Raw genomic sequence first — 19,291 nt, 5'->3', positions numbered from 1 at the left:
GTGGACGCCAGTAAGTTCACCAGCAAGACGCAGGAGGCCCTGTCCTCCGCCATCCGGCAGGCCAGCGCCGCGGGGAACCCGGACGTCAAGCCGGTGCACATCCTGCTGGCCCTGCTCGACCAGCCGGAGGGCCTGGCCCGCCCCCTGCTGGAGGCCGTCGGGGCGGACGCCGCGCGCGTCGCCGCCGCCGCCCGCCAGCAGGCCGCCGCGCTCCCGGCCGCCCAGGGCTCCACGGTCGCCGCGCCCAACCTCTCCCGCGACACCCTCGCGGTGCTGGAGGAGGCGGGCAAGCGCGCCGCCGACCTGGACGACCAGTACGTCTCCACCGAGCACCTGCTGGTCGGCCTGGCCGCCGAGGGCGGTCCGGTCGCGGACCTGCTGAAGCAGCACGGCGCCACCGCCAAGGCGCTGCTGGCCGCGTTCAAGGAGGTCCGGGGCAGCGCCCGGGTCACCTCGCAGGACCCGGAGGGCACCTACAAGGCCCTGGAGAAGTACGGCTCCGACCTGACCCAGGCCGCCCGGGACGGCAAGCTCGACCCGGTGATCGGCCGCGACCAGGAGATCCGCCGGGTGGTGCAGGTGCTCTCCCGGCGCACCAAGAACAACCCGGTGCTGATCGGCGAGCCCGGCGTCGGCAAGACCGCCGTGGTCGAGGGCCTGGCCCAGCGGATCGTCGCGGGCGACGTGCCGGAGTCGCTGCGCGGCAAGCGCCTGGTCGCGCTCGACCTGGCGGCGATGGTCGCGGGCGCGAAGTTCCGCGGCGAGTTCGAGGAGCGGCTGAAGGCCGTCCTGAACGACATCAAGGCCTCCGACGGCCAGGTGATCACCTTCATCGACGAGCTGCACACCATGGTCGGCGCGGGCGCGGGCGGCGACTCCGCGATGGACGCGGGCAACATGCTCAAGCCGATGCTGGCCCGCGGCGAGCTGCGGATGGTCGGCGCCACCACGCTGGACGAGTACCGCGAGCGGATCGAGAAGGACCCGGCCCTGGAGCGCCGCTTCCAGCAGGTGATGGTCGGCGAGCCGACCGTGGAGGACACCATCGCGATCCTGCGCGGCCTCAAGGGCCGCTACGAGGCGCACCACAAGGTGGAGATCACCGACGCCGCCCTGGTCGCCGCGGCGACGCTGTCCAACCGGTACATCACCGCCCGCTTCCTGCCCGACAAGGCGATCGACCTGGTCGACGAGTCCGCCTCCCGGCTGCGGATGGAGATCGACTCCTCCCCGGTGGAGATCGACGAGCTGCAGCGCTCCGTCGACCGGCTGCGGATGGAGGAGCTGGCGCTGGAGAAGGAGTCCGACCCGGCCTCGGTCGAGCGGCTCGGCAAGCTCCGCCGCGACCTCGCGGACAAGCAGGAGCAGCTGAGCACCCTCAACGCCCGCTGGGAGCAGGAGAAGAAGTCGCTCAACCGGGTCGGCGAGCTCAAGGAGCGCCTGGACGGCCTGCGCGGCGCCCTGGACCGCGCCCAGCGCGACGGCGACTTCGAGCGCGCCTCCAAGCTGCTGTACGCCGAGATCCCGGCCGCCGAGCGGGAGTTGACCGAGGCGCAGGACCGCGCGGCGGACGAGCCCAGCACCACCATGGTCAAGGAGCAGGTCGGCCCGGACGACGTGGCCGACGTGGTCGCGTCCTGGACGGGCATCCCGGCCGGCCGCCTGCTGGAGGGCGAGAGCGCCAAGCTGCTGCGGATGGAGGAGGAGCTCGGCCGCCGCCTGATCGGCCAGCACGAGGCCGTCCGGGCCGTCTCCGACGCGGTGCGCCGCACCCGCTCCGGCATCGCCGACCCGGACCGGCCGACCGGCTCGTTCCTCTTCCTCGGCCCGACCGGCGTCGGCAAGACCGAACTGGCCAAGGCCCTGGCGGACTTCCTCTTCGACGACGAGCGCGCCATGGTCCGGATCGACATGAGCGAGTACGGCGAGAAGCACTCGGTCTCCCGCCTGGTCGGCGCCCCGCCCGGGTACGTCGGCTACGAGGAGGGCGGCCAGCTCACCGAGGCGGTCCGCCGCCGCCCGTACAGCGTGGTCCTGCTGGACGAGGTGGAGAAGGCCCACCCCGAGGTGTTCGACGTGCTGCTGCAGGTGCTGGACGACGGCCGCCTCACCGACGGCCAGGGCCGCACGGTCGACTTCCGCAACGCGATCCTGATCCTCACCTCCAACCTGGGCTCGCAGTTCCTGGTCGACCCGGGCACGCCGGACGAGCGGAAGAAGGAGCTGGTGCTGGAGACGGTCCGCCGGTCCTTCAAGCCGGAGTTCCTGAACCGGCTGGACGACATCGTGGTCTTCGACCCGCTGGGCACCGAGGAGCTCAGCCGGATCGTCGACCTACAGGTCGCCGCGCTCTCCCGCCGCCTGCACGAGCGCCGGCTCACCCTGGAGGTCACCCCGGCCGCCCGGGACTGGCTCTCCCTCACCGGCTACGACCCGGCGTACGGCGCCCGGCCGCTGCGCCGACTGGTGCAGTCGGCGATCGGCGACCAGCTGGCCAAGGAGATCCTCTCCGGGCGGGTGCACGACGGCTCGACGGTGGTGGTCGACCACGACGGCACCTCCGACCGGCTGAGCGTCGGGCCGCGCGACCCGCTCGCGAAGTGAGCCGGGTCGTGGTGCCCCCGCCCGCGGGCGGGGGCACCACGACCCGCAGGGACGCGCTCACGCAGCGGGGTGCACCCTGTGCCGCGGGCGCCTAATGAGGCAGGATGGTCCCAGGAGAGGCGGCCCCCCATCGGCAGCCGACCGTGCACCGTGAAAGGGACACCCCCGTGAGCATCGACCCGTCGTCCATCCCGTCCTTCGGCCTGCCCCAGCCGCCGCAGGGGGGCGGCCAGCCCGGTGGAGCGCCGGCCGGGCCGCCGCCGGTGATCGTCCCCAACCAGGACCTGGTCGCCCAGCTGCTGGACCAGATGCAGCTGAAGCACGTGGTGGACGAGGAGGGCGACCTCACCGCCCCCTGGGAGAACTTCCGCGTGTACTACATGTTCCGCGGTGACCACAAGGAGCTGTTCGCGGTCCGCGCGTTCTACGACCGCTCCTTCTCGGTGGAGCAGAAGTCCGAGGTCCTCGCGCTGATCGACGAGTGGAACCGCGAGACCCTGTGGCCCAAGGTCTACACCCACACCCACGACGACGGCGTGGTCCGGCTGATCGGCGAGTCCCAGATGATCGTCGGCAACGGCGTCAACCTGGAGTACTTCGTCGGCACCACCGCCAACTGGACGCAGGCCGCGGTCGGCTTCGAGCAGTGGATGGCCGAGCAGCTGGGCGAGACCAAGTCCGCGGAGGGCGACGCCGCCCCCGCCGAGGACGGCCCGGCCGACGAGGCCTGAGCCCCTCCCCCGCAGCGCCCGACGGGCCCGCCCCCTGCGCGTGCAGGGGGCGGGCCCGTCCGCGTGGTGGTGAACTCCCGTGCCCCGTCCGGGCGTTCGCCCGAGGGTCGACGGCCCGCCCCCCGCCGGGGGAACCCGCTCCTCGACGGCAGCGGTCGCCCGACGCGGCACTAGGATCTGCTCGCCCCGCGACTCCCGCGGGCCCAGCCCGAGCACGCCCCCGGGGGGACCGCGATGGCCGTCGACCTCACCCTGCCGCTCGCCGAGGACCCGCACGCGGCCGCCCTCGCCTCCCGGCTCCGCGAGCTGGGCAACGACGCCTTCCTGCGGGCCGCCGTCCGCGAGCCGTTCACCGTCCGGCACCGCTCCACCGACCGGCTGCTCGGCGACCCGGACGTCCGCGGGAACGACTCCGCCGCCAGCCTGCTGGTCCGCGCCCTGCACCTGTGCTTCGCCGCCCACCTGCCGCTGAGCCTCTCCCCCGACGTGCTCTGGTACGCCGTGGTGCACGAGGTCGCCACCCACGTCCGGCTGAACGCCGACGCCTACGCCGGGGTCTTCACCGACACCCCCGGCAGCAGGCGGACCCTCGTCGTCCGGGACGACGCACTGACCGGCGGCGCCGACTGGCAGCGCTCGCTGCACCTGGTGCAGGGGCCGCTGCGGGAGCGGATCGGCGAACGGGTCGCCGACCTGTTCCAGCCGGCCTTCTCCACCACCACCCCCGCCGACGCCTCCGCCGCCCTGGTCGCCCTGATGGACGTGGTCAGCCCGTACTACGACTTCCGCTGGGTCACCAGGTGCGGCATCCCGCGCGTCCGGCTGGAGGGCACCGGGCAGGACTGGCGGCTGCTGGCCGACCGGGTGGACGGGCTGGCGGAGCGCTTCGCGGGCCTGCGGCCCTGGCTGGACGCGCTGCGGCCGGTGCTCGCCGAGATCGCCGCCACCGCGGCCGGCGGGCCGGTCGACCCGGAGTTCTGGGGCTCGCTCTACAAGTGGGAGTCCCGCTCCGGCTCCGACCGGGTCACCGGCTGGATCACCCGGTTCTTCGCCCACCGCTACGACGACCGGACCCCCGTCCCGGCCACCGCCGACGGGATCGAGGACGGGCACTTCCCCGCCCACCTGTCCGTGGTCCCGTTCACCTGGCAGCTGCCGGACGGCGAGCGCCGGATGGCCTTCGTCGGCGGCGTCCTGGGCATCGAGCGCGACGAGGAGTGGGTCCGCCCCCGCCTCGGCTTCGCCGTCCTCCACCTCACCGCCCCGCCGCTGCCCGCCGACTGGACCCTCGACGACGTCCGGGCCGCCACCGGCCGCACCGACGTCACCCTGCACCCGGGCGAGGGGGTCCGCTGCGTCAGCACCGAGTGGCGCCCGCTGTCCGCCACCCGCGTCCTGCTCTTCGGCCCGCAGGAGGACGGCACCTGCCCCGCCCTGCTGGAGCACGACGGGCTCTGGTACCCGGCCGAGTGCGTCGGCCCCACCTGCGTGGCCGTCCGCCCCACCGGCGCCCCCCTCGCCGAGGCCCTCCGCTCCGTCACCCGGTGAGGCCCCCTCGACGCCCCGCCGCGAACCCCTGGATGATGGCCCCACCACCCTTCGCGAGGAGCCACCGATGAGCACGAGGCCGCTGCTGAACCGCAGTCTGGCGGGCATGGGCACCACCATCTTCGCCGAGATGTCCGCGCTGGCCACCGCCACCGGCTCGATCAACCTCGGCCAGGGCTTCCCGGACACCGACGGGCCCCGCGAGGTCGCCGAGGCCGCCGCCCGCGCCGTGCTGGACGGCCGCGGCAACCAGTACCCGCCCGGGCCCGGCGTCCCCGAGCTGCGCGCCGCGATCACCGAGCACCAGCAGCGCTTCTACGGCCTGACGTACGACCCCGACACCGAGGTGCTGGTCACCGCGGGCGCCACCGAGGCGATCGCCGCCGCGCTGCTCGCCCTGCTGGAGCCCGGCGACGAGGTGATCGCCTTCGAACCGTTCTACGACTCCTACGCCGCCTGCATCGCGATGGCCGGGGCCCGGCGCGTCCCGCTGACCCTGCGCGCCCCCGCGTTCCGGCCGGACCTGGACGAGCTGCGCGCCCTGATCACCCCCCGCACCCGGCTGCTGCTGGTCAACACCCCGCACAACCCCACCGGCACCGTCCTCACCCCCGAGGAACTCGCCGCCGTCGCCGAACTCGCCGTCGAGCACGACCTGTTGGTCGTCACCGACGAGGTCTACGAGCACCTGGTATTCGCCGGCGCCCACCACCCGCTCGCCGCCCTGCCCGGCATGCGCGAACGCACCGTCGCCATCTCCTCCGCGGGCAAGACCTTCTCCTTCACCGGCTGGAAGGTCGGCTGGGTCACCGGCACCCCCGACCTGGTCGCCGCCGTCCGCACCGCCAAGCAGTACCTCACCTACGTCAGCGCCGGCCCGTTCCAGTACGCCGTCGCCGAGGCCCTGCGCCTCCCCGACGGCTACTACGCCGACTTCCGCGCCGACCTGCACCGCAAGCGCGACCTGCTGGTCGACGGCCTCACCGCAGCCGGGTTCCGGGCCTTCGCACCGCAGGGCACCTACTTCGTCACCACCGACATCACCCCGCTCGGCGAGAAGGACGGCCTGGAGTTCTGCCGCTCCCTGCCCGAACGCTGCGGCGTGGTCGCCATCCCCAACGCGGTCTTCTACGACGACACCGAGGCCGGTCGCAGCCAGGTCCGCTTCGCCTTCTGCAAGAAGGTGGAGGTCCTGGAGGAGGCGGTCTCCCGCCTGCACGCCCTGCGCACCGGCTGACCCGCCCGTCCGGGAACGGGACGGGCGTCAGCGCGTACCACCGGCCCACCGTCGGCGGGCGGTGCCCGATCAGGTGCAGCAGCCCGGCCCGGACCACCTCCCGGTCGTCCGGCCACGCTCCGTCGAAGGTCCCGCGCAACTCGCCGAGGCCGTCGACCGCCTCCGCGCCCAGCGCCCCGGCGCAGAAGTGCACGAAGCGGCGGTCCGTCCCGGCACGTCCGGGCCGGAGACCGCCTCCTCGATCGCGGCCCCGGCCGCCGCGGCGATGCCCGTGGTGGCGACCGCGGCGGCCATCTCGACTGCCCTCGTGACGAGTTGGGCGATCACCGTGTCCCTGGCGACCCGCACGGTCGTGTGCGAGCCGGACGCCTGTCCCCAGCGGGTCGGCACCGCCTCGCGGGAGACGCCCTCGAACGCGCCGCCGAGGTCCCTCATCAGGGCGTCGGTGTCGTCGTGCGCCTCCTGCACGCCCCGGCCGAACTCGCGGACGGTTCCGGGCGGACGCGAGGGCGGGTGGTGCGGGTCGCGCGCGGGCGTGCGGGGGGCGTGGCACCGGCGTGCACGGCGCGCGGAACCGGCGCGGGAGGGTGCGGCGGGCAGAGTGCAACTCGGGACCGATCACACCCAGTCGGACACAGGCCTCAGAACGGTGAATGAGTGCCAAACATGGGTAAATCCCCGACGGACCCGGAGAATTCGTGCTTCTCTGCTGCTGAATCTCCAGCCGGAATCCTTCCTTCCACGGTCGGCCGCGCCCCGGATCGGACAGTCTCGAACAGCCTCACGGATGAGGGCGGACACCGGTCGCACCGGGGGCGCGCACGGAGCTGAAACGCGGAGCCGAGCATGCTCACCACCCTGCAGACCTCCTACACGGACACCCGCGCCGGCGACCTGGCCTGGCAGCTGGGCGGTGAGCCGCTGCCCGCGCTGGCCGTCCGCGACCTCAGACTCGACGACGCCTCCGGTGCCCCGGACGGCCTCCGCGGCACCCTCCAGCTGCGGCTGCTGGGCGCCTCGCACCAGGTGGTGCTGGCGGCCGGGCCGGGCGACTGCCTGGAGACGGTGGCCTGCCTGCCGGGCCGCCGCACCCCGCTGCCCGCCCGGGTCGCGGAGCAGGTGGCGGGCTGGGAGTACGAGTTCGCCGCCCGGATCGAGGAGCTCCCGCCGCACGTGTTCGAGGCCCGGGCGCAGGAGCTGCTGGCCCTGGTCCAGGGGCACCCGCGGGCGCTGGCGGGCGTCTTCCCGGGCGATCCGAGCGCCTTCACCGCGCTGGTCGCGCACTGCGAGGACCGCCGGGTGCACTGGCGGACGTGGCACGCCTACCCGCAGGAGGGCCGGCTGGTGTGCACCCGCTCCTCGCTCTCGCTGCCCGGCACCGGCCGCCCCGAAACCGCCCGGGCCGCCGGCACCGCGGCGGCGGGGGCCCCGACGGGCTCCCCGGCGCAGGTCGGATGGTGAGCGGACGTCAACCCGGCACCCCGGCCTGTCCCCCGGATGGGTGCAGCCATTCACCCGGACTCTCGCCTAGCGTTCATTCATGATCAACCACCCGGTCGGACGGCCCGCGCAGCCGGGTCCGGACGCCGCCGCTCCCCCGCCCGCGGCCGCCCCCCGGCCCACCGCCCCCCGCACCGCGGGCCCCGGCGGCGCGGTCCGGGTCGGCGGCGCCGTACCGCTGGCCCTGGCCCCCCGCCCGGCCCGCGTGCTGGTCCTGCTGGCCGCGTTCGTCTGCGCGGCCTGCGGCCTGGTGTACGAGCTCGAACTGGTCGCCCTGGGCGGCTACCTGCTGGGCGACTCGGTCACCCAGACCTCCGTGGTGCTGTCGGTGATGGTGTTCGCGATGGGCGTCGGCTCGCTGCTCGCCAAAGGCCTCACCCGCCGCCCGGCCACCTCCTTCGCCCTGGTCGAGTACGCGCTGTCGCTGGTCGGCGGCCTGTCCGCGCTCGCCCTGTACTGCGGCTGGGCCTGGCTGCACCAGCCGCGCGCCACCCTGGTGGCGCTGATCGCCGCCACCGTGCTGATCGGCCTGCTGATCGGCGCGGAGATCCCGCTGCTGATGACGCTGATCCAGCGGATCCGCCGGGAGCACGCCGGCCGCGCCGTCGCCGACCTGTTCGCCGCCGACTACGTGGGCGCGCTGGTCGGCGGCCTGGCCTTCCCGTTCGTGCTGCTGCCCGCCCTCGGCCAGACCGCCGGGGCGCTGCTGACCGGCGCGGTGAACGCGGTGGCGGGCGCCGTCGTGGTGCTCTGGCTGTTCCGCGCCGAGCCCGCCCCGCGCGCCCGCCTGCTGCTGTGGACCGGCTGCGGCCTGGTGCTGGCCCTGCTCGCGCTGGCCGCCGCCTGCACCGGCGCGATCGAGCGCGCCGCCCGGCACGCGCTGTACGGCGGCCCGATCCGGTTCGCCGCGCAGAGCCGCTACCAGGAGATCGTGCTGACCGGCGGCCCCGGGGACGCGGCGCCGGGGCGCTCCGAGGACGCGTCCCGGGTGCCCCGGCAGCGCACCGCGCCGCCGCTGGAGCTGTTCCTGGACGGCCGGCTGGCGGTCTGCGGACCCGGTGAGTACCGCGACCACGAGGCGCTGGTGCGCCCGGCGCTGGCCGCCGGGCCGAGCGGCCGGGTGCTGGTGCTGGGCGGCGGCGACGGCCTGGCGCTGCGCGAGGTGCTGCGCCACCCGGCGGTGCGCAGCGTGCTGGTGGTCGAGCGCGACCCGGCGCTGCCCGCGCTGGCCCGCCGGGACGCCGCGCTCGCCGCGCTCACCGGGCACTCCTTCGACGACCCGCGGGTCCGGCTGGTGCGGGCCGAGCCGATGGGCTGGCTGCGCGGCTCCGGGGAGCGCTTCGACGTGATCGTCTCGGACCTGGACGGCGCGGCCGCGGGCGGCAAGTACCGCTCCCGCGAGTTCTTCGGCCTGGCCGCCCGGCGGCTCGTCCCGGCGGGACGGCTGGCGGTCCGGGCCGGGAGCCCGGAGGACGGGCTCTGGACGGCCGAGGCCGGCCTGGACGCCGCGGGGCTGGCCGCCGTCGCCTACCAGGGCGGCGCCCCGGCCGCCGCGGACTGCGGGCGCCCCGGCCCGGCCCCGGCCTTCCTGCTGGCCGCCCGCACCGTCCCCGCCCTGGGCCTGGCCCCGGACGCCCCGGCCCCGCGCTCGCTCACGGTGGCCGCCCTGCAGACCTCCCGGGCCCGCCTGGCGGCCGCCCGCCCGTCCCCGCTGCCGCCGCCGCACAGCCTGCTGGGGCCGTGAGGCGCGCCCGCCCGGGGGCCGGTCCGGAGCCGCGCCGCACCCCGGCCGGACCGTGAAGACGCTTCCGGCACCCGCCAGTTCGGCCCCGGCGGCGGGGGGCCGGGGGCGGTGCCCCCGGTGCGCGGTGCATCCATTGGCGGGTTGGTCGTCCCGGCTTCGCGTGGAGGACTCGGCACGGCGGCGGGCGGTCGGTAGGCTCGCCGGTATGGAGCATGAGGTTGTCGTCCCGGTGCCCGCCGAGGTGGTCCGGGAGGCGCTGGTGGACCGCGAACTGGTGGCCCGCTGCGTGCCGGGGCTGAGCGCGGTCGCGTCGGCGTCCGCCCCCGCGGCGGACAGCCGGCTCAAGGTCCGGATCGCCGGGTCCACCATCACCTTCGCCGGTCGGCTGACCGTCGGCACCTGGCAGGGCGACGCACTCGACCTGCGGCTGAGCGGCGAGGAGATCCGCGGCGCGGCCCCGGTCGCCGCCGAGCTGCGGATCACCCTGGCCGAGCGGACCGGCGAGACCGTGGTCCGCTTCGCCACCGCCCTGACCGCCTCCGGGCGGCTGGCCGGCTTCGAGGACGAGGCCCTGGAGTCGACCGGCCGCCGCCTGATCGACCGGGCGGTGGCGGCGCTGGTCGCCGAACTCTCCGCACCGGACGGGCAGGACGGGGAGGGCCCGGACGACGGGGAGGACGACGACCCCGCGAAGGGCGCGACCGTGCTCTTCCTCGACGACCACGACCGGGACCGCGACCGCGGCCAGGACCTGGACGACGACCTGTCCGACCTGATCTCCTTCGACGACGCGGACGACCTGCCCGCCCCCGTCCCGGCCGCCCCGCGCCCGGAGCCCGCCGGTTACGACCAGGAGGGCGCCCCGGTGCGGCGCAGCATCGTCGGCCGCTCCGCCGAGGAGGTCGACCACGCCCCGCCGCACGGCCGGTACGCGCCCGCCCCGCCCGCCCACAGCGCCCGCGCCCGGGCCGCCTCCCGCTGGGGCGGAGCGGAGCCGACGCTGCTGCCGGGCGCGCACGGCGAGCGCAGCGCGCTGCCGTGGATGATCGGCGGCGGGGTGGCGCTGATCGGCGGCGCGGTGGTGCTGGTCCGGGCCCTGCGGCGGCGCTGAGCCCCCGGACGGGCACCCACTAAGCTGGCTGTCCATGAGCAACGACCGCGACGCCCTGCTGGCGCAGATCAAGGACAAGGCCGTCGTGCACGGCAAGGTCACCCTCTCCTCCGGCCGGGAGGCCGACTACTACGTCGACCTGCGCCGGATCACGCTGGACGCCGAGGCGGCGCCGCTGGTCGGCAAGGTGATGCTGGACGCGGCCGCGGACCTGGAGTTCGACGCGGTGGGCGGCCTGACCCTGGGCGCCGACCCGGTGGCCGCGGCGATGCTGCACGCGGCGGCGGCCCGCGGCCGGAAGCTGGACGCGTTCGTGGTCCGCAAGGCGGGCAAGGCGCACGGCCTGCAGCGCCGGATCGAGGGCCCGGACGTGAAGGGCCGCCGGGTGCTGGCGGTGGAGGACACCTCGACCACCGGCGGCTCGGTGCTCACCGCGGTCGAGGCGCTGCGCGAGGCGGGCGCCGAGGTGGTCGGCGTCGCGGTGATCGTGGAGCGCGGCGCGGCCCCGGCGATCGCCGAGGCGGGCCTGCCGTACGTCACCGCGTACACCCTGGACGACCTGGGCCTGTGAGCGGCTGAGTCCGCGGCCCGGCGTTCCACGTGGAACAACGGCGGCAACGGCGAGGGCCCCGACCACCGGGTGGTGGTCGGGGCCCTCGCCGTTGCGCTCAGTTCTTGCGGTGGCGGCCGCTGGAGACCGGCTCGCCCTCCTGCGCGGCGGTGCCGTCCGCGGCGGCGGCCTTCCTCTTCTTCCGCTCGCGGATGACCTCGACGAAGATCGGCGAGACCGAGATCAGGATGATCAGCGCCATCGCGGGCAGCAGGTACTTGTCGATCACCGGGGCGAGCTGGTCGCCGGTGAAGTAGCCGATCAGCAGCATGGTCTCGGTCCACAGCACCGCGCCCACGACGTTCCAGACGAAGAACGTCTTGGTGGGCATCTGCAGGGTGCCGGCGACCGGGTTGAGGAAGGTCCGCACGATCGGGATGAAGCGGGCCATCACCACGGCCTTGGCCGGGCCGAACTTCTCGAAGTACTCCTCGGCCTTCTCCACGTACTCGGGCCGCAGGATCTTCGAGTTCGGCTTGTCGAACATCCGCGGGCCGACCTTCCGGCCCAGCAGGTGCCCGAGCTGGGCGCCGACGATCGCGCAGACCGGTGCGCCGATCAGCAGCAGGGCGATGTTCATCTGGGCGCCCTCGCCGAGCACCTTGTCGGCGGCGCTGGAGGCGGCGACACCGGCCAGGATGAGCAGGGAGTCACCGGGGAAGAAGAACCCGACCAGCAGGCCGGTCTCGGCGAAGATGATCGCCAGGATCCCGATGGCGCCGACGGAGGCGACGAGCGATTTGGCGTCAAGGACGTTGACGGCTAGCTGGATGTGTTCCACGCGCGCAGGATAGCCCGTACTGCTTTGCGAAGCCTTAACTGGCGGCCTCCGGACCGCCTCCGGGCGCCCCTTGCGGAGGCCCCGGACGGCGGGCCGTCCCAAGTGGCGGGCCGCTGGGTGTGCCCGGAGGGGGAGTCTGGGAAGATGGCCGAGGTGTCCGGCCCGCGGTCGAGCTACCACCCTCTCGCTCGCACCGCGCCGATGTCGTGAACCACAGGCGTATCGAGCCTTCGGACAGCGTCGTCCGATCGCCCCACACCGACAGGAGCGGATCCGCATGCCCATCGCAACTCCCGAGGCCTACAACGAGATGCTCGACCGGGCCAAGGCAGGCAAGTTCGCCTACCCGGCCATCAACGTCACCTCGACTCAGACCCTGCACGCCGCGCTGCGCGGCTTCGCCGAGGCCGAGAGCGACGGCATCGTCCAGATCTCCACGGGTGGTGCGGAGTTCCTCGGCGGCCAGTACAACAAGGACATGGTGACCGGCGCGGTCGCGCTGGCCGAGTTCGCGCACATCGTCGCGGCCAAGTACGACGTCACCGTGGCGCTGCACACCGACCACTGCCCGAAGGACAAGCTGGACGGCTACGTCCGCCCGCTGCTGGCGATCTCCGCCGAGCGCGTGGCCCGCGGCGAGAACCCGCTGTTCCAGTCGCACATGTGGGACGGCTCGGCCGAGACCCTGGCCGACAACCTGGCCATCGGCCAGGAGCTGCTGGCCCAGGCCGCCGCCGCCAAGATCATCCTCGAGGTCGAGATCACCCCGACCGGCGGCGAGGAGGACGGCGTCAGCCACGAGATCAACGACGAGCTGTACACCACCGTCGCCGACGCGGTGCGCACCGCCGAGGCGCTCGGCCTGGGCGAGAAGGGCCGCTACCTGCTGGCCGCCTCGTTCGGCAACGTGCACGGCGTGTACAAGCCCGGCAACGTGGTGCTGCGTCCGGAGCTGCTCGCCGACCTGCAGGCCGAGATCGGCAAGAAGTACGGCAAGCAGGACCCGTTCGACTTCGTCTTCCACGGCGGCTCCGGCTCCACCGAGCAGGAGATCCTGACCGCGCTGGAGAACGGCGTGGTCAAGATGAACCTCGACACCGACACCCAGTACGCCTTCACCCGCCCCGTCGTGGACCACGTGTTCCGCAACTACGACGGCGTGCTGAAGGTCGACGGCGAGGTCGGCAAGAAGAACACCTACGACCCGCGTACCTGGGGCAAGCTGGCCGAGGCCGGCATGGCCCACCGCGTCACCCAGGCCGCGCAGCAGCTGCGCTCGGCCGGCAAGCGCATGAAGTAAGGCACTGCCGCAGCCGGTGCCCCCGCCCCCGGAACGCCCGGGTGCGGGGGCACCGGCGCGTCCGGCCCCGGCCGCCCGCCCGGGCCGGATGGCAGACTGGCACACCATGGAGATGCACAAGAACCTGCTCGACGGCCCCGCGCCGACCTTCCTCCCCGAGGAGGAGCAGCCGTACCGGATGCTCGCCGAGGAGTCGGCCTCGCCCACCCAGGTCGCCGCCGAGTACCCGGCGTTCTGCCTGGCCTGGGCGATGCTGGCGGACGACGCGTTCAGCGCCGGACGGACCGTGGAGTCCTATGCCTACGCCCGCACCGGCTACCACCGCGGCCTGGACGCGCTGCGCCGCAACGGCTGGAAGGGGCACGGCCCGGTGCCGTGGGAGCACCGCGGCAACCGCGGCTTCCTGCGCTGCCTGGCGGCGCTCGCCCGGGCCGCCGGGGCGATCAAGGAGACCGAGGAGGAGGCCCGCTGCTGGCAGTTCCTGAAGGACAGCAGCGCCGAGGCGTACACCGTGCTCAAGCAGGAGCAGTAGGAGCCGGACGACCGGACGGGCCGTCCCCCGCGCGGGGGGCGGCCCGTCGCCGTCCGCGCGGGGCCGCTCGGAGCACCGGGCGGGGGTCGGGGCACGCCGCCCGGGACCGCGCCCCGCTGCGGAACGGCAGGTCGTCCCGGGCGGGGAGGGGCCCGGTGGGCCGGTTCGCGCTCCCCGTCGGCGTCCTCGACGAAGGCCGTCCGGCCGCAGCAGCCCGCCCGCCGGGACCTCCGCGGCGACGGCCCGCCGGGCGATCGACACCCCTACGTGCCCGCTCCCCTCTGCTGCTCCGCGTCGGCCCTTCCCGCGGGGGTGCTCAGGGCTGCTGGAGGTCGACCGCCAGCAGCCCGTCCGCCAGCGCGAGCAGCAGCAGCCGGCCGTCCAGGGCGAGCGCACGCACCGGCGAGCCCGGGCGCAGTTCGAGGACGCCCGCCGGGTCGCCCGGCCGGTGCACCCGGACCAGGCCGCCCGCCCAGGCCGCCGCCACCCGCAGGCCGTCCGGGCCCTCGTCGGCGGCCACCGCGACCACCGGGCAGGGCCGGGCGTCCAGCGGCTCGGCCATCGGGGCGCTGCCCGGCCCCCAGAGCCGGACCGTCCCGTCGTAGCCGCCGCTGACCAGCAGCGGGAGGCCGCCGCGCGGGTCGTCCGCGCCGAGCGCCGCCACCGCCAGCGCGGTCACCGGGCCGGTGTGCAGCCGCTCGCCGTGCACCCGGCCGTCCTGGTACCAGTGGACGGCGCCGTCGGCGTCGGCCAGCGCCGGGGCCGCCCCGGGCAGCCGGCCGGCCGCCGCGACGGCGGCGGGCGCCCCGGCGGCGTCCCGCAGCCGGCTCACCGCCTCCTCCAGTGCGTACCGGTCCAGGCCCGGCGCGGGCCGGTCGGCGGTCAGCAGTTCGGTGCCGCCCTCGGCGTCCAGCAGCAGCAGGGTGCCGCTCGGCGTGACGGCCAGGCCGCGCAGCGGGCGGGGGGCCGGGAGGGCGGGGCGGCCGAGCGGTTCGCCGGTGGCCGCGGACAGGACGCGCACGGTGCCGTTGCCGTCGGCGGTGAGCCACTGTCCCCGGTGCGGCCCGGCTCCCGGGGCCGCGGTCACCGCCTGGCCGGGCTCCCAGCGGGCCCAGCGGGCCGCCCAGGCGCCCGGGGCGCCGGACAGCCGCTCGGCGGCGGCGCGGGCCTCCTCCCCGCCGCCCAGCAGCCGGGCGCGCAGCAGGTGGGCCCGGACGGGGGCGTCGGCGGTGTCGACCAGGGCGGGCCCGGCGGCGTCCCAGGCCAGTGCGAGCGGGTGCCCGGCGGCCCGCGCCCCGGCGGCGTCCAGTCCGGCCGCGTCGAGGCCGGCGGTGACGGCGGCCGGGTCGGGCAGCACGTACAGCAGCGGGTCGGCGAGCAGCGGGGGGTGGCCGCCCTCGTGGCGGGCGGCGGTCCAGAGCGCGGTGAGCGCTCCGGCGCCCGCGCCCGGCAGGCCGGCCGGTCCGTCCGGGACGCGGGCGAGCAGGTCGGCGAGCGGTGCGGGCCCGGCCGGGGCGGCGGTGCCCAGGGCCCGGCCGGGGTTCGGGTAGGCGGCGGGGTCGGCGTCCTGCCCGGTGCACCAGGCGGTGAAGCGCTCCCGGTCGGTCCAGCGCGGGTCGTCGAGGTCCAGCACGGCCGGGGACGGCTCCCGGGTGAAGGCCGCCCCGGGCGCCTCGACCAGCAGCCGGACGGTGTCCAGTTCCAGGAGCGGGTCGAGCAGTTCGGCGACCAGGCGGTCCGGTTCGGCGGCCCGGTTGAGTTCCGGCACGCAGACCGTGGTGGGGCGGTCGTCGGCGGCCAGCACGGCGAGGACGTCCCCGGGGGTGCGCGCGACGGTGTCCAGCTGGTTGCCGAGCTGCCAGGCGGCGGCCCGCAGGCTCAGGCCCGCGGCCGGCAGCACCAGGTGGATCCGGCGGCCCTCGGGCGCCCCGTCCGCGGTGCACCCGGCGGTCAGCCAGGCGAGCAGGTGGCTCTTTCCCGACCCCGGCGCCCCCTCCACCCGGCACAGCCGCGGGGCCCGCCGGTCGTCCAGCCAGCCCAGCAGTGCCAGGCCGGCCGGCCGCCGACCGGCCCGCAGCGGCGGGAAGCCGCTTCCGCCCTCGCCCATGCCTTCGTCCCCCTCTTGCTCGGCGCTTGACCACCAGCCAGACCGTTATGGATAGTCATCTTTGCCGTGAATGGCGGGGTTTCGTCAACACGGCTCTGACGGGGGAGGGATGCCATGGGCGTGGTGCTGCCCGACGAACTTGCCTGGGTGCTGGACCTGATCGGGATCAACTGGCCGAACGTCGACGAGGACGAGTACCGGGAGATGGCGGACGAGCTCCGCGACCTCGCGCAGACGCTCACCTCGGACACCCAGGTCATCTCCGGTGCGGTGGAGGGGTTCCTGGGCGTCACCAAGGGACCGGCCGCGGACGCCTTCCAGGCGCACTGGAACAAGGTGGCCGGCACCCACATGCCGCAGGTCGGCAAGGGGTTGGAGCTGCTGGCCACCGGGCTGGACGGCGCGGCGATCGTGATCACCGGCGCGAAGGTCGCCGCGGTGGTCCAACTCGGCATCCTGGCCGCCGAGGTGATCGCGGCCCAGGCCGCCGCGCCGTTCACCTTCGGCCTGTCCGAGGCCGGGGCGCTCGGCGCCACCCAGGCGACCAGGGTGATCGTCCGACGGCTGCTCAAGGAGGCCGAGCAGCAACTGATGTCCGAGCTGGTGTCGCTGGTCGAGGGCCCGGTCTTCGCCGCCCTGGAAGGCGTCGCGGAGAACCTGGTGATCCAGCTGGCCGGGAACGCGCTGGGCACCCAGAAGGGCATCGACTGGAACCGGGCCGCCGACGCCGGCAAGGAGGGCTTCAAGGACGGCGTCCAGCAGTCCGTCGACCAGGTCAAGGGCTACGCCGAGGATCCGGCGGGGGCCGCGAAGCAGTTCGCCCAGAACACCGTCTCCGGCGCCGCCGCCGGTGGCGCCCCGAGCGGGAAGGGGCACACCCGATGAGCGACATCTCGCACGACTACGACGAGGCCGAGGCGCTGGCCAGGTCCTTCGAGAAGCACGGCGACCGGCTCTCCGAGCACCACGACAGGACCGGCCGGCACCGGGCCCGGGCGGCCGCCGGACGCGGCAAGGACCCGCTGGCGAACATCGTCTCCGGCCTCGCCGACCGGGGGCTCGGCGTGGTCGAGAAGGCGCTCAAGAGCTTCGTCAAGCACTCCGGGGACACCTCCCAGGGCATCCGGCAGATGAGCCGGAACCACCAGGAGAACGACCACGGGCTCGGCGAGGCGTTCACCCGGATCAACTCCAGCGGCCGGACCCCGATGTACCTGCTCCACGACGACGGCTCGGTGAGCCGGCTGCGCGAGGACGGGAGCACCCACAAGATCGCCCACGACGACCCGTCCGGGATACACGACATCCTGCACAACGGCGCGATGCAGCCGCCGCAGGCCGGCGAGTTCAAACTCCCGCCGAAGAGCCGCAAGAAGGCGGACGCCGCGGTGCAGCGCCCGCAGACCAGCTCCGCCAAGGTCGACCACGGCACCACCCCGCTGGCCCGGGCCACCCAGCTGGCGCGCTACGCCAACAACGACTACGGCAACCAGCGGGGCAGCACGTTCACCAGCAACAACTACGCCGCCGTCCGCTACCAGGACGGGGACAAGGAGTTCATCCTGGTCGGCCGGAGCAAGAACCCCCGGCACTCCGAACCGATCATCGGCATTCCGCTGCTCCGTGACCAGAAGTCCGGGAACGTCCGGGACCTCTACACCGAACGGGCCCCCTGCCCGAGCTGTTCGCCGTGGCTGAAGCACTTCGTCCCGCACATCAACGTCAGCCACAGCTTCGTGGGCGGCAACGTGGAGATGAAGCCGTATCTGGAAGCCCTGAGGAAGCACCACGGCAGATAGGCTCGGGAAACGGGGAAGGGCCGGACCCGGCCGACGGAGATTCGAGAGGCTGCATCCAGATGGCACCGCAGGTGACGTACGAGCTGCTCAGGTCGGTGTTCGCCGAGGACGAGGTGCTCCGGTTCCCGGAGGCGAGCCTCCCGGCTTCCCTCACCCACGCCCCGAGCCGGGCCTACCTCACCACCGTCGGGCTCCCGGCCGTCTACAACTGGCTCTTCCTGCCGCCGGTGTGGAAGGCGGGCGAGCCGCTGAAGACCGTCGGCGAGGTCAACCCGTACCTGGACGACATGGTCGACCTGCCGGAGGGCGCCCCGGACTGGACGGTGGTCGGCGAGGTCGCGGACGACGTGCTGGCGCTGGACGGCGAGTCCGGCCGGCTGTGGTTCTTCCCCAACGGGGAGGACGAGATCACGCCGTGCTTCGACCGGATCGAGACCCTCGGCCTGTTCCTCTACGTCCTGCAGCGGGAGAAGGCCGCGCTCTACGGCCCCGAGGACGGCGAGGACGACGGGCTCGACCCGCGCGCGGAGATCGACCGCGTCCGCGAGGAGCTGCGCGCGATCGAACCCGCCGCCTTCGCCGACCCCGAGGGCACCTGGGCCCGGCTGCTCCAGGGCTTCGAGGACGAGTGGACCGACTTCTCGGTCGAGGAGCCCGCGCCGCTGGGCGACGGCGAGTTCTGGGTCCCCCCGCACCTGCGCTGAGCGCCCGGCACCCCACCGTCCCGCCGTCCGTCCGCCCCCGCACCGATAGGCTCTCCGCATGACCGCAGAACTCTCCCGGCGCCTGCTCGACCGCTTCGGCCCCGGCGGCCTGCGCCGCGTCCCGGCGGCGGACCTCGCGACGGCCGACCTCCCCGCCGAGGCCGCCGGACTGCTCGCGGACTGCGGCCTCCCCGTCCAGGTCGGTCCGTACTTCGCCACCGCGGCGGACGACGCCCTGGCGCTGGCCGCCTTCGCCGAGCAGCAGGAGCTCCCCGCGCCGACCGGCGGCGAGGACCGCTGGGCCCGGCTGGGCACCGACCGCGGCGCCGAGCTGTGCGTCGACCCGTCCGGCCGGGTGTGGGCCGTCTTCGTCGCCTTCCGGGAACGCCCGATCCTGGTCAACACCAGCCTCGCCGCCTTCCTCGACTCGCTCGCCGAACTCGACGACACGCTGCGCCGGCTGGCCGCCGCCGAGCAGCCGCAGGAGGTCTTCGAGCTCTTCGGCGCGGTCGAGGGCCGGCTGCGCGGCACCGACCTGCGGGCCTTCGAGAGCGACGAGAACTGGTGGCCCCGGGTGCTGGAGGACGTCCGGCACACCCGCGGCGTGCCCGGGTACGCCGCGTTCAAGTACCGCGACGGGCAGGGCGGCGAGCAGATCCTCACCGCCAACGGCTCGCTCGCCCTGCACCCCGAAGAGGCCCTCTGGTACCGGCTGGCCGACGGCGGCGCGCAGCCCGAGGACGTCCTGGAGGTCTACACCGAGCTGCAGGCGTGCTTCATGCCCGGCCACTACTGCAGCGTGTGGATGGCCGAGGCGTTCCCGCAGGCCGAGTTCACCCACAGCTTCGACTACGGCGACACGGCCGCCGAGCGCGAGGCCGGCATCCGGGAGCTCGCCGAGGCCTTGACCGCCCGCAACGGCTGAGCCGCCGCCCGGGACCGGGGGCCGCGCCCGGAACCGCAGGTCGGGGGGTTCCCCCGGG

Annotated in this window: 17 protein-coding genes; 14 read left to right on the top strand and 3 right to left on the bottom strand. The window is 74.8% G+C overall.

The window, feature by feature from the left end; translation table 11 throughout:
* The 4 genes from clpB to QSK52_RS05210 all read left to right on the top strand — a co-directional run bounded on the left by clpB (position 1) and on the right by QSK52_RS05210 (position 6,120).
* Entirely contained in the window at positions 1-2,604 is a 2,604-nt protein-coding gene (clpB, locus tag QSK52_RS05225; protein ID WP_285734024.1) for an ATP-dependent chaperone ClpB, read from the top strand.
* A 167-nt stretch (positions 2,605-2,771) separates the two neighbouring features.
* The gene (locus QSK52_RS05220) at positions 2,772-3,335 is read left to right on the top strand and encodes a YbjN domain-containing protein (protein ID WP_285734022.1); all 564 of its coding nucleotides are present in this window, start codon (positions 2,772-2,774) and stop codon (positions 3,333-3,335) included.
* Between the two features lie 234 nt (positions 3,336-3,569).
* Complete coding sequence (locus QSK52_RS05215) at positions 3,570-4,883, top strand: DUF4419 domain-containing protein (protein WP_285734020.1); 1,314 nt, start codon at positions 3,570-3,572, stop codon at positions 4,881-4,883.
* Positions 4,884-4,950: 67 nt separating this feature from the next.
* The gene (locus tag QSK52_RS05210; protein ID WP_285734018.1) at positions 4,951-6,120 is read left to right on the top strand and encodes a pyridoxal phosphate-dependent aminotransferase; all 1,170 of its coding nucleotides are present in this window, start codon (positions 4,951-4,953) and stop codon (positions 6,118-6,120) included.
* A gap of 69 nt (positions 6,121-6,189) precedes the next feature.
* Here the strand turns inward: QSK52_RS05210 and QSK52_RS05205 are convergent, their stop codons facing one another.
* Complete coding sequence (locus QSK52_RS05205; RefSeq protein ID WP_285734016.1) at positions 6,190-6,588, bottom strand: hypothetical protein; 399 nt, start codon at positions 6,586-6,588, stop codon at positions 6,190-6,192.
* 378 nt (positions 6,589-6,966) lie between these two features.
* Here QSK52_RS05205 and QSK52_RS05200 point away from each other — a divergent pair, with 378 nt between their 5' ends.
* The 4 genes from QSK52_RS05200 to pyrE all read left to right on the top strand — a co-directional run bounded on the left by QSK52_RS05200 (position 6,967) and on the right by pyrE (position 11,046).
* Positions 6,967-7,581, top strand: coding sequence for a DUF2617 family protein (locus tag QSK52_RS05200; RefSeq protein ID WP_285734014.1), 615 nt, complete (start codon positions 6,967-6,969; stop codon positions 7,579-7,581).
* Positions 7,582-7,660: 79 nt separating this feature from the next.
* Positions 7,661-9,364: a spermidine synthase gene (locus tag QSK52_RS05195; protein ID WP_285734012.1), complete on the top strand. Its 1,704-nt coding sequence runs from the start codon at positions 7,661-7,663 to the stop codon at positions 9,362-9,364.
* A gap of 205 nt (positions 9,365-9,569) precedes the next feature.
* Positions 9,570-10,475 (top strand): CoxG family protein, encoded by a 906-nt coding sequence (locus QSK52_RS05190; RefSeq protein ID WP_285734010.1) that lies wholly within the window; start codon positions 9,570-9,572, stop codon positions 10,473-10,475.
* Between the two features lie 34 nt (positions 10,476-10,509).
* Positions 10,510-11,046 carry an orotate phosphoribosyltransferase gene (gene pyrE, locus QSK52_RS05185; RefSeq protein ID WP_030905690.1) on the top strand — a complete coding sequence of 179 codons (537 nt, stop codon included), beginning with the start codon at positions 10,510-10,512 and terminating at the stop codon, positions 11,044-11,046.
* A gap of 97 nt (positions 11,047-11,143) precedes the next feature.
* Here the strand turns inward: pyrE and QSK52_RS05180 are convergent, their stop codons facing one another.
* Entirely contained in the window at positions 11,144-11,866 is a 723-nt protein-coding gene (locus tag QSK52_RS05180) for a DedA family protein (protein WP_285734008.1), read from the bottom strand.
* A gap of 277 nt (positions 11,867-12,143) precedes the next feature.
* On the opposite strand from QSK52_RS05180, the gene fbaA reads away from it, so the two are divergent.
* Together fbaA and QSK52_RS05170 are read left to right on the top strand one after the other, a co-directional pair.
* Entirely contained in the window at positions 12,144-13,166 is a 1,023-nt protein-coding gene (gene fbaA, locus QSK52_RS05175; protein WP_285734006.1) for a class II fructose-bisphosphate aldolase, read from the top strand.
* Between the two features lie 106 nt (positions 13,167-13,272).
* A complete protein-coding gene (locus QSK52_RS05170) occupies positions 13,273-13,698 on the top strand; it encodes a DUF3151 domain-containing protein (protein WP_285734004.1) in 426 nt (141 codons plus the stop codon).
* Between the two features lie 316 nt (positions 13,699-14,014).
* Here the strand turns inward: QSK52_RS05170 and QSK52_RS05165 are convergent, their stop codons facing one another.
* Positions 14,015-15,805, bottom strand: a complete 1,791-nt coding sequence (locus QSK52_RS05165) for a WD40 repeat domain-containing protein (protein WP_285734003.1) — start codon at positions 15,803-15,805, stop codon at positions 14,015-14,017.
* Positions 15,806-15,919: 114 nt separating this feature from the next.
* On the opposite strand from QSK52_RS05165, the gene QSK52_RS05160 reads away from it, so the two are divergent.
* Genes QSK52_RS05160 through QSK52_RS05145 form a run of 4 tightly spaced genes read left to right on the top strand, consistent with a single transcriptional unit; the run spans position 15,920 to position 19,233 of the window.
* On the top strand, positions 15,920-16,690 hold the full coding sequence (locus QSK52_RS05160; protein WP_285734001.1) for a WXG100 family type VII secretion target: 771 nt from the start codon (positions 15,920-15,922) through the stop codon (positions 16,688-16,690).
* Positions 16,687-17,604 (top strand): nucleic acid/nucleotide deaminase domain-containing protein, encoded by a 918-nt coding sequence (locus QSK52_RS05155; RefSeq protein ID WP_285733999.1) that lies wholly within the window; start codon positions 16,687-16,689, stop codon positions 17,602-17,604. The genes QSK52_RS05160 and QSK52_RS05155 overlap by 4 nt, the downstream gene beginning before the upstream one ends.
* Positions 17,605-17,663: 59 nt before the next feature.
* Positions 17,664-18,308 carry an SUKH-4 family immunity protein gene (locus tag QSK52_RS05150; RefSeq protein WP_285733998.1) on the top strand — a complete coding sequence of 215 codons (645 nt, stop codon included), beginning with the start codon at positions 17,664-17,666 and terminating at the stop codon, positions 18,306-18,308.
* A 58-nt stretch (positions 18,309-18,366) separates the two neighbouring features.
* Positions 18,367-19,233 carry a nucleic acid/nucleotide deaminase domain-containing protein gene (locus QSK52_RS05145; protein WP_285733996.1) on the top strand — a complete coding sequence of 289 codons (867 nt, stop codon included), beginning with the start codon at positions 18,367-18,369 and terminating at the stop codon, positions 19,231-19,233.
* The last annotated feature ends 58 nt before the right edge of the window (positions 19,234-19,291 follow it).

This window comes from Kitasatospora phosalacinea (assembly GCF_030268885.1).
In the GTDB taxonomy this organism is placed as follows: domain Bacteria; phylum Actinomycetota; class Actinomycetes; order Streptomycetales; family Streptomycetaceae; genus Kitasatospora; species Kitasatospora phosalacinea_C.
The sequence above is the reverse complement of the archived record's forward strand: the minus strand, read 5'-3'. Positions and strand labels throughout refer to the sequence as shown.

Bases quoted from the DNA above. Each gene is read 5' to 3' on its own strand.
- QSK52_RS05150 (WP_285733998.1), top strand. From the start codon at position 17,664: ATGGCACCGCAGGTGACGTACGAGCTGCTCAGGTCGGTGTTCGCCGAG.
- QSK52_RS05145 (WP_285733996.1), top strand. From the start codon at position 18,367: ATGACCGCAGAACTCTCCCGGCGCCTGCTCGACCGCTTCGGCCCCGGC.
- QSK52_RS05200 (WP_285734014.1), top strand. From the start codon at position 6,967: ATGCTCACCACCCTGCAGACCTCCTACACGGACACCCGCGCCGGCGAC.
- QSK52_RS05190 (WP_285734010.1), top strand. From the start codon at position 9,570: ATGGAGCATGAGGTTGTCGTCCCGGTGCCCGCCGAGGTGGTCCGGGAG.
- QSK52_RS05210 (WP_285734018.1), top strand. From the start codon at position 4,951: ATGAGCACGAGGCCGCTGCTGAACCGCAGTCTGGCGGGCATGGGCACC.
- QSK52_RS05155 (WP_285733999.1), top strand. From the start codon at position 16,687: ATGAGCGACATCTCGCACGACTACGACGAGGCCGAGGCGCTGGCCAGG.
- QSK52_RS05170 (WP_285734004.1), top strand. From the start codon at position 13,273: ATGGAGATGCACAAGAACCTGCTCGACGGCCCCGCGCCGACCTTCCTC.
- fbaA (WP_285734006.1), top strand. From the start codon at position 12,144: ATGCCCATCGCAACTCCCGAGGCCTACAACGAGATGCTCGACCGGGCC.
- QSK52_RS05215 (WP_285734020.1), top strand. From the start codon at position 3,570: ATGGCCGTCGACCTCACCCTGCCGCTCGCCGAGGACCCGCACGCGGCC.
- QSK52_RS05195 (WP_285734012.1), top strand. From the start codon at position 7,661: ATGATCAACCACCCGGTCGGACGGCCCGCGCAGCCGGGTCCGGACGCC.
- QSK52_RS05160 (WP_285734001.1), top strand. From the start codon at position 15,920: ATGGGCGTGGTGCTGCCCGACGAACTTGCCTGGGTGCTGGACCTGATC.
- pyrE (WP_030905690.1), top strand. From the start codon at position 10,510: ATGAGCAACGACCGCGACGCCCTGCTGGCGCAGATCAAGGACAAGGCC.
- QSK52_RS05165 (WP_285734003.1), bottom strand. From the start codon at position 15,805: ATGGGCGAGGGCGGAAGCGGCTTCCCGCCGCTGCGGGCCGGTCGGCGG.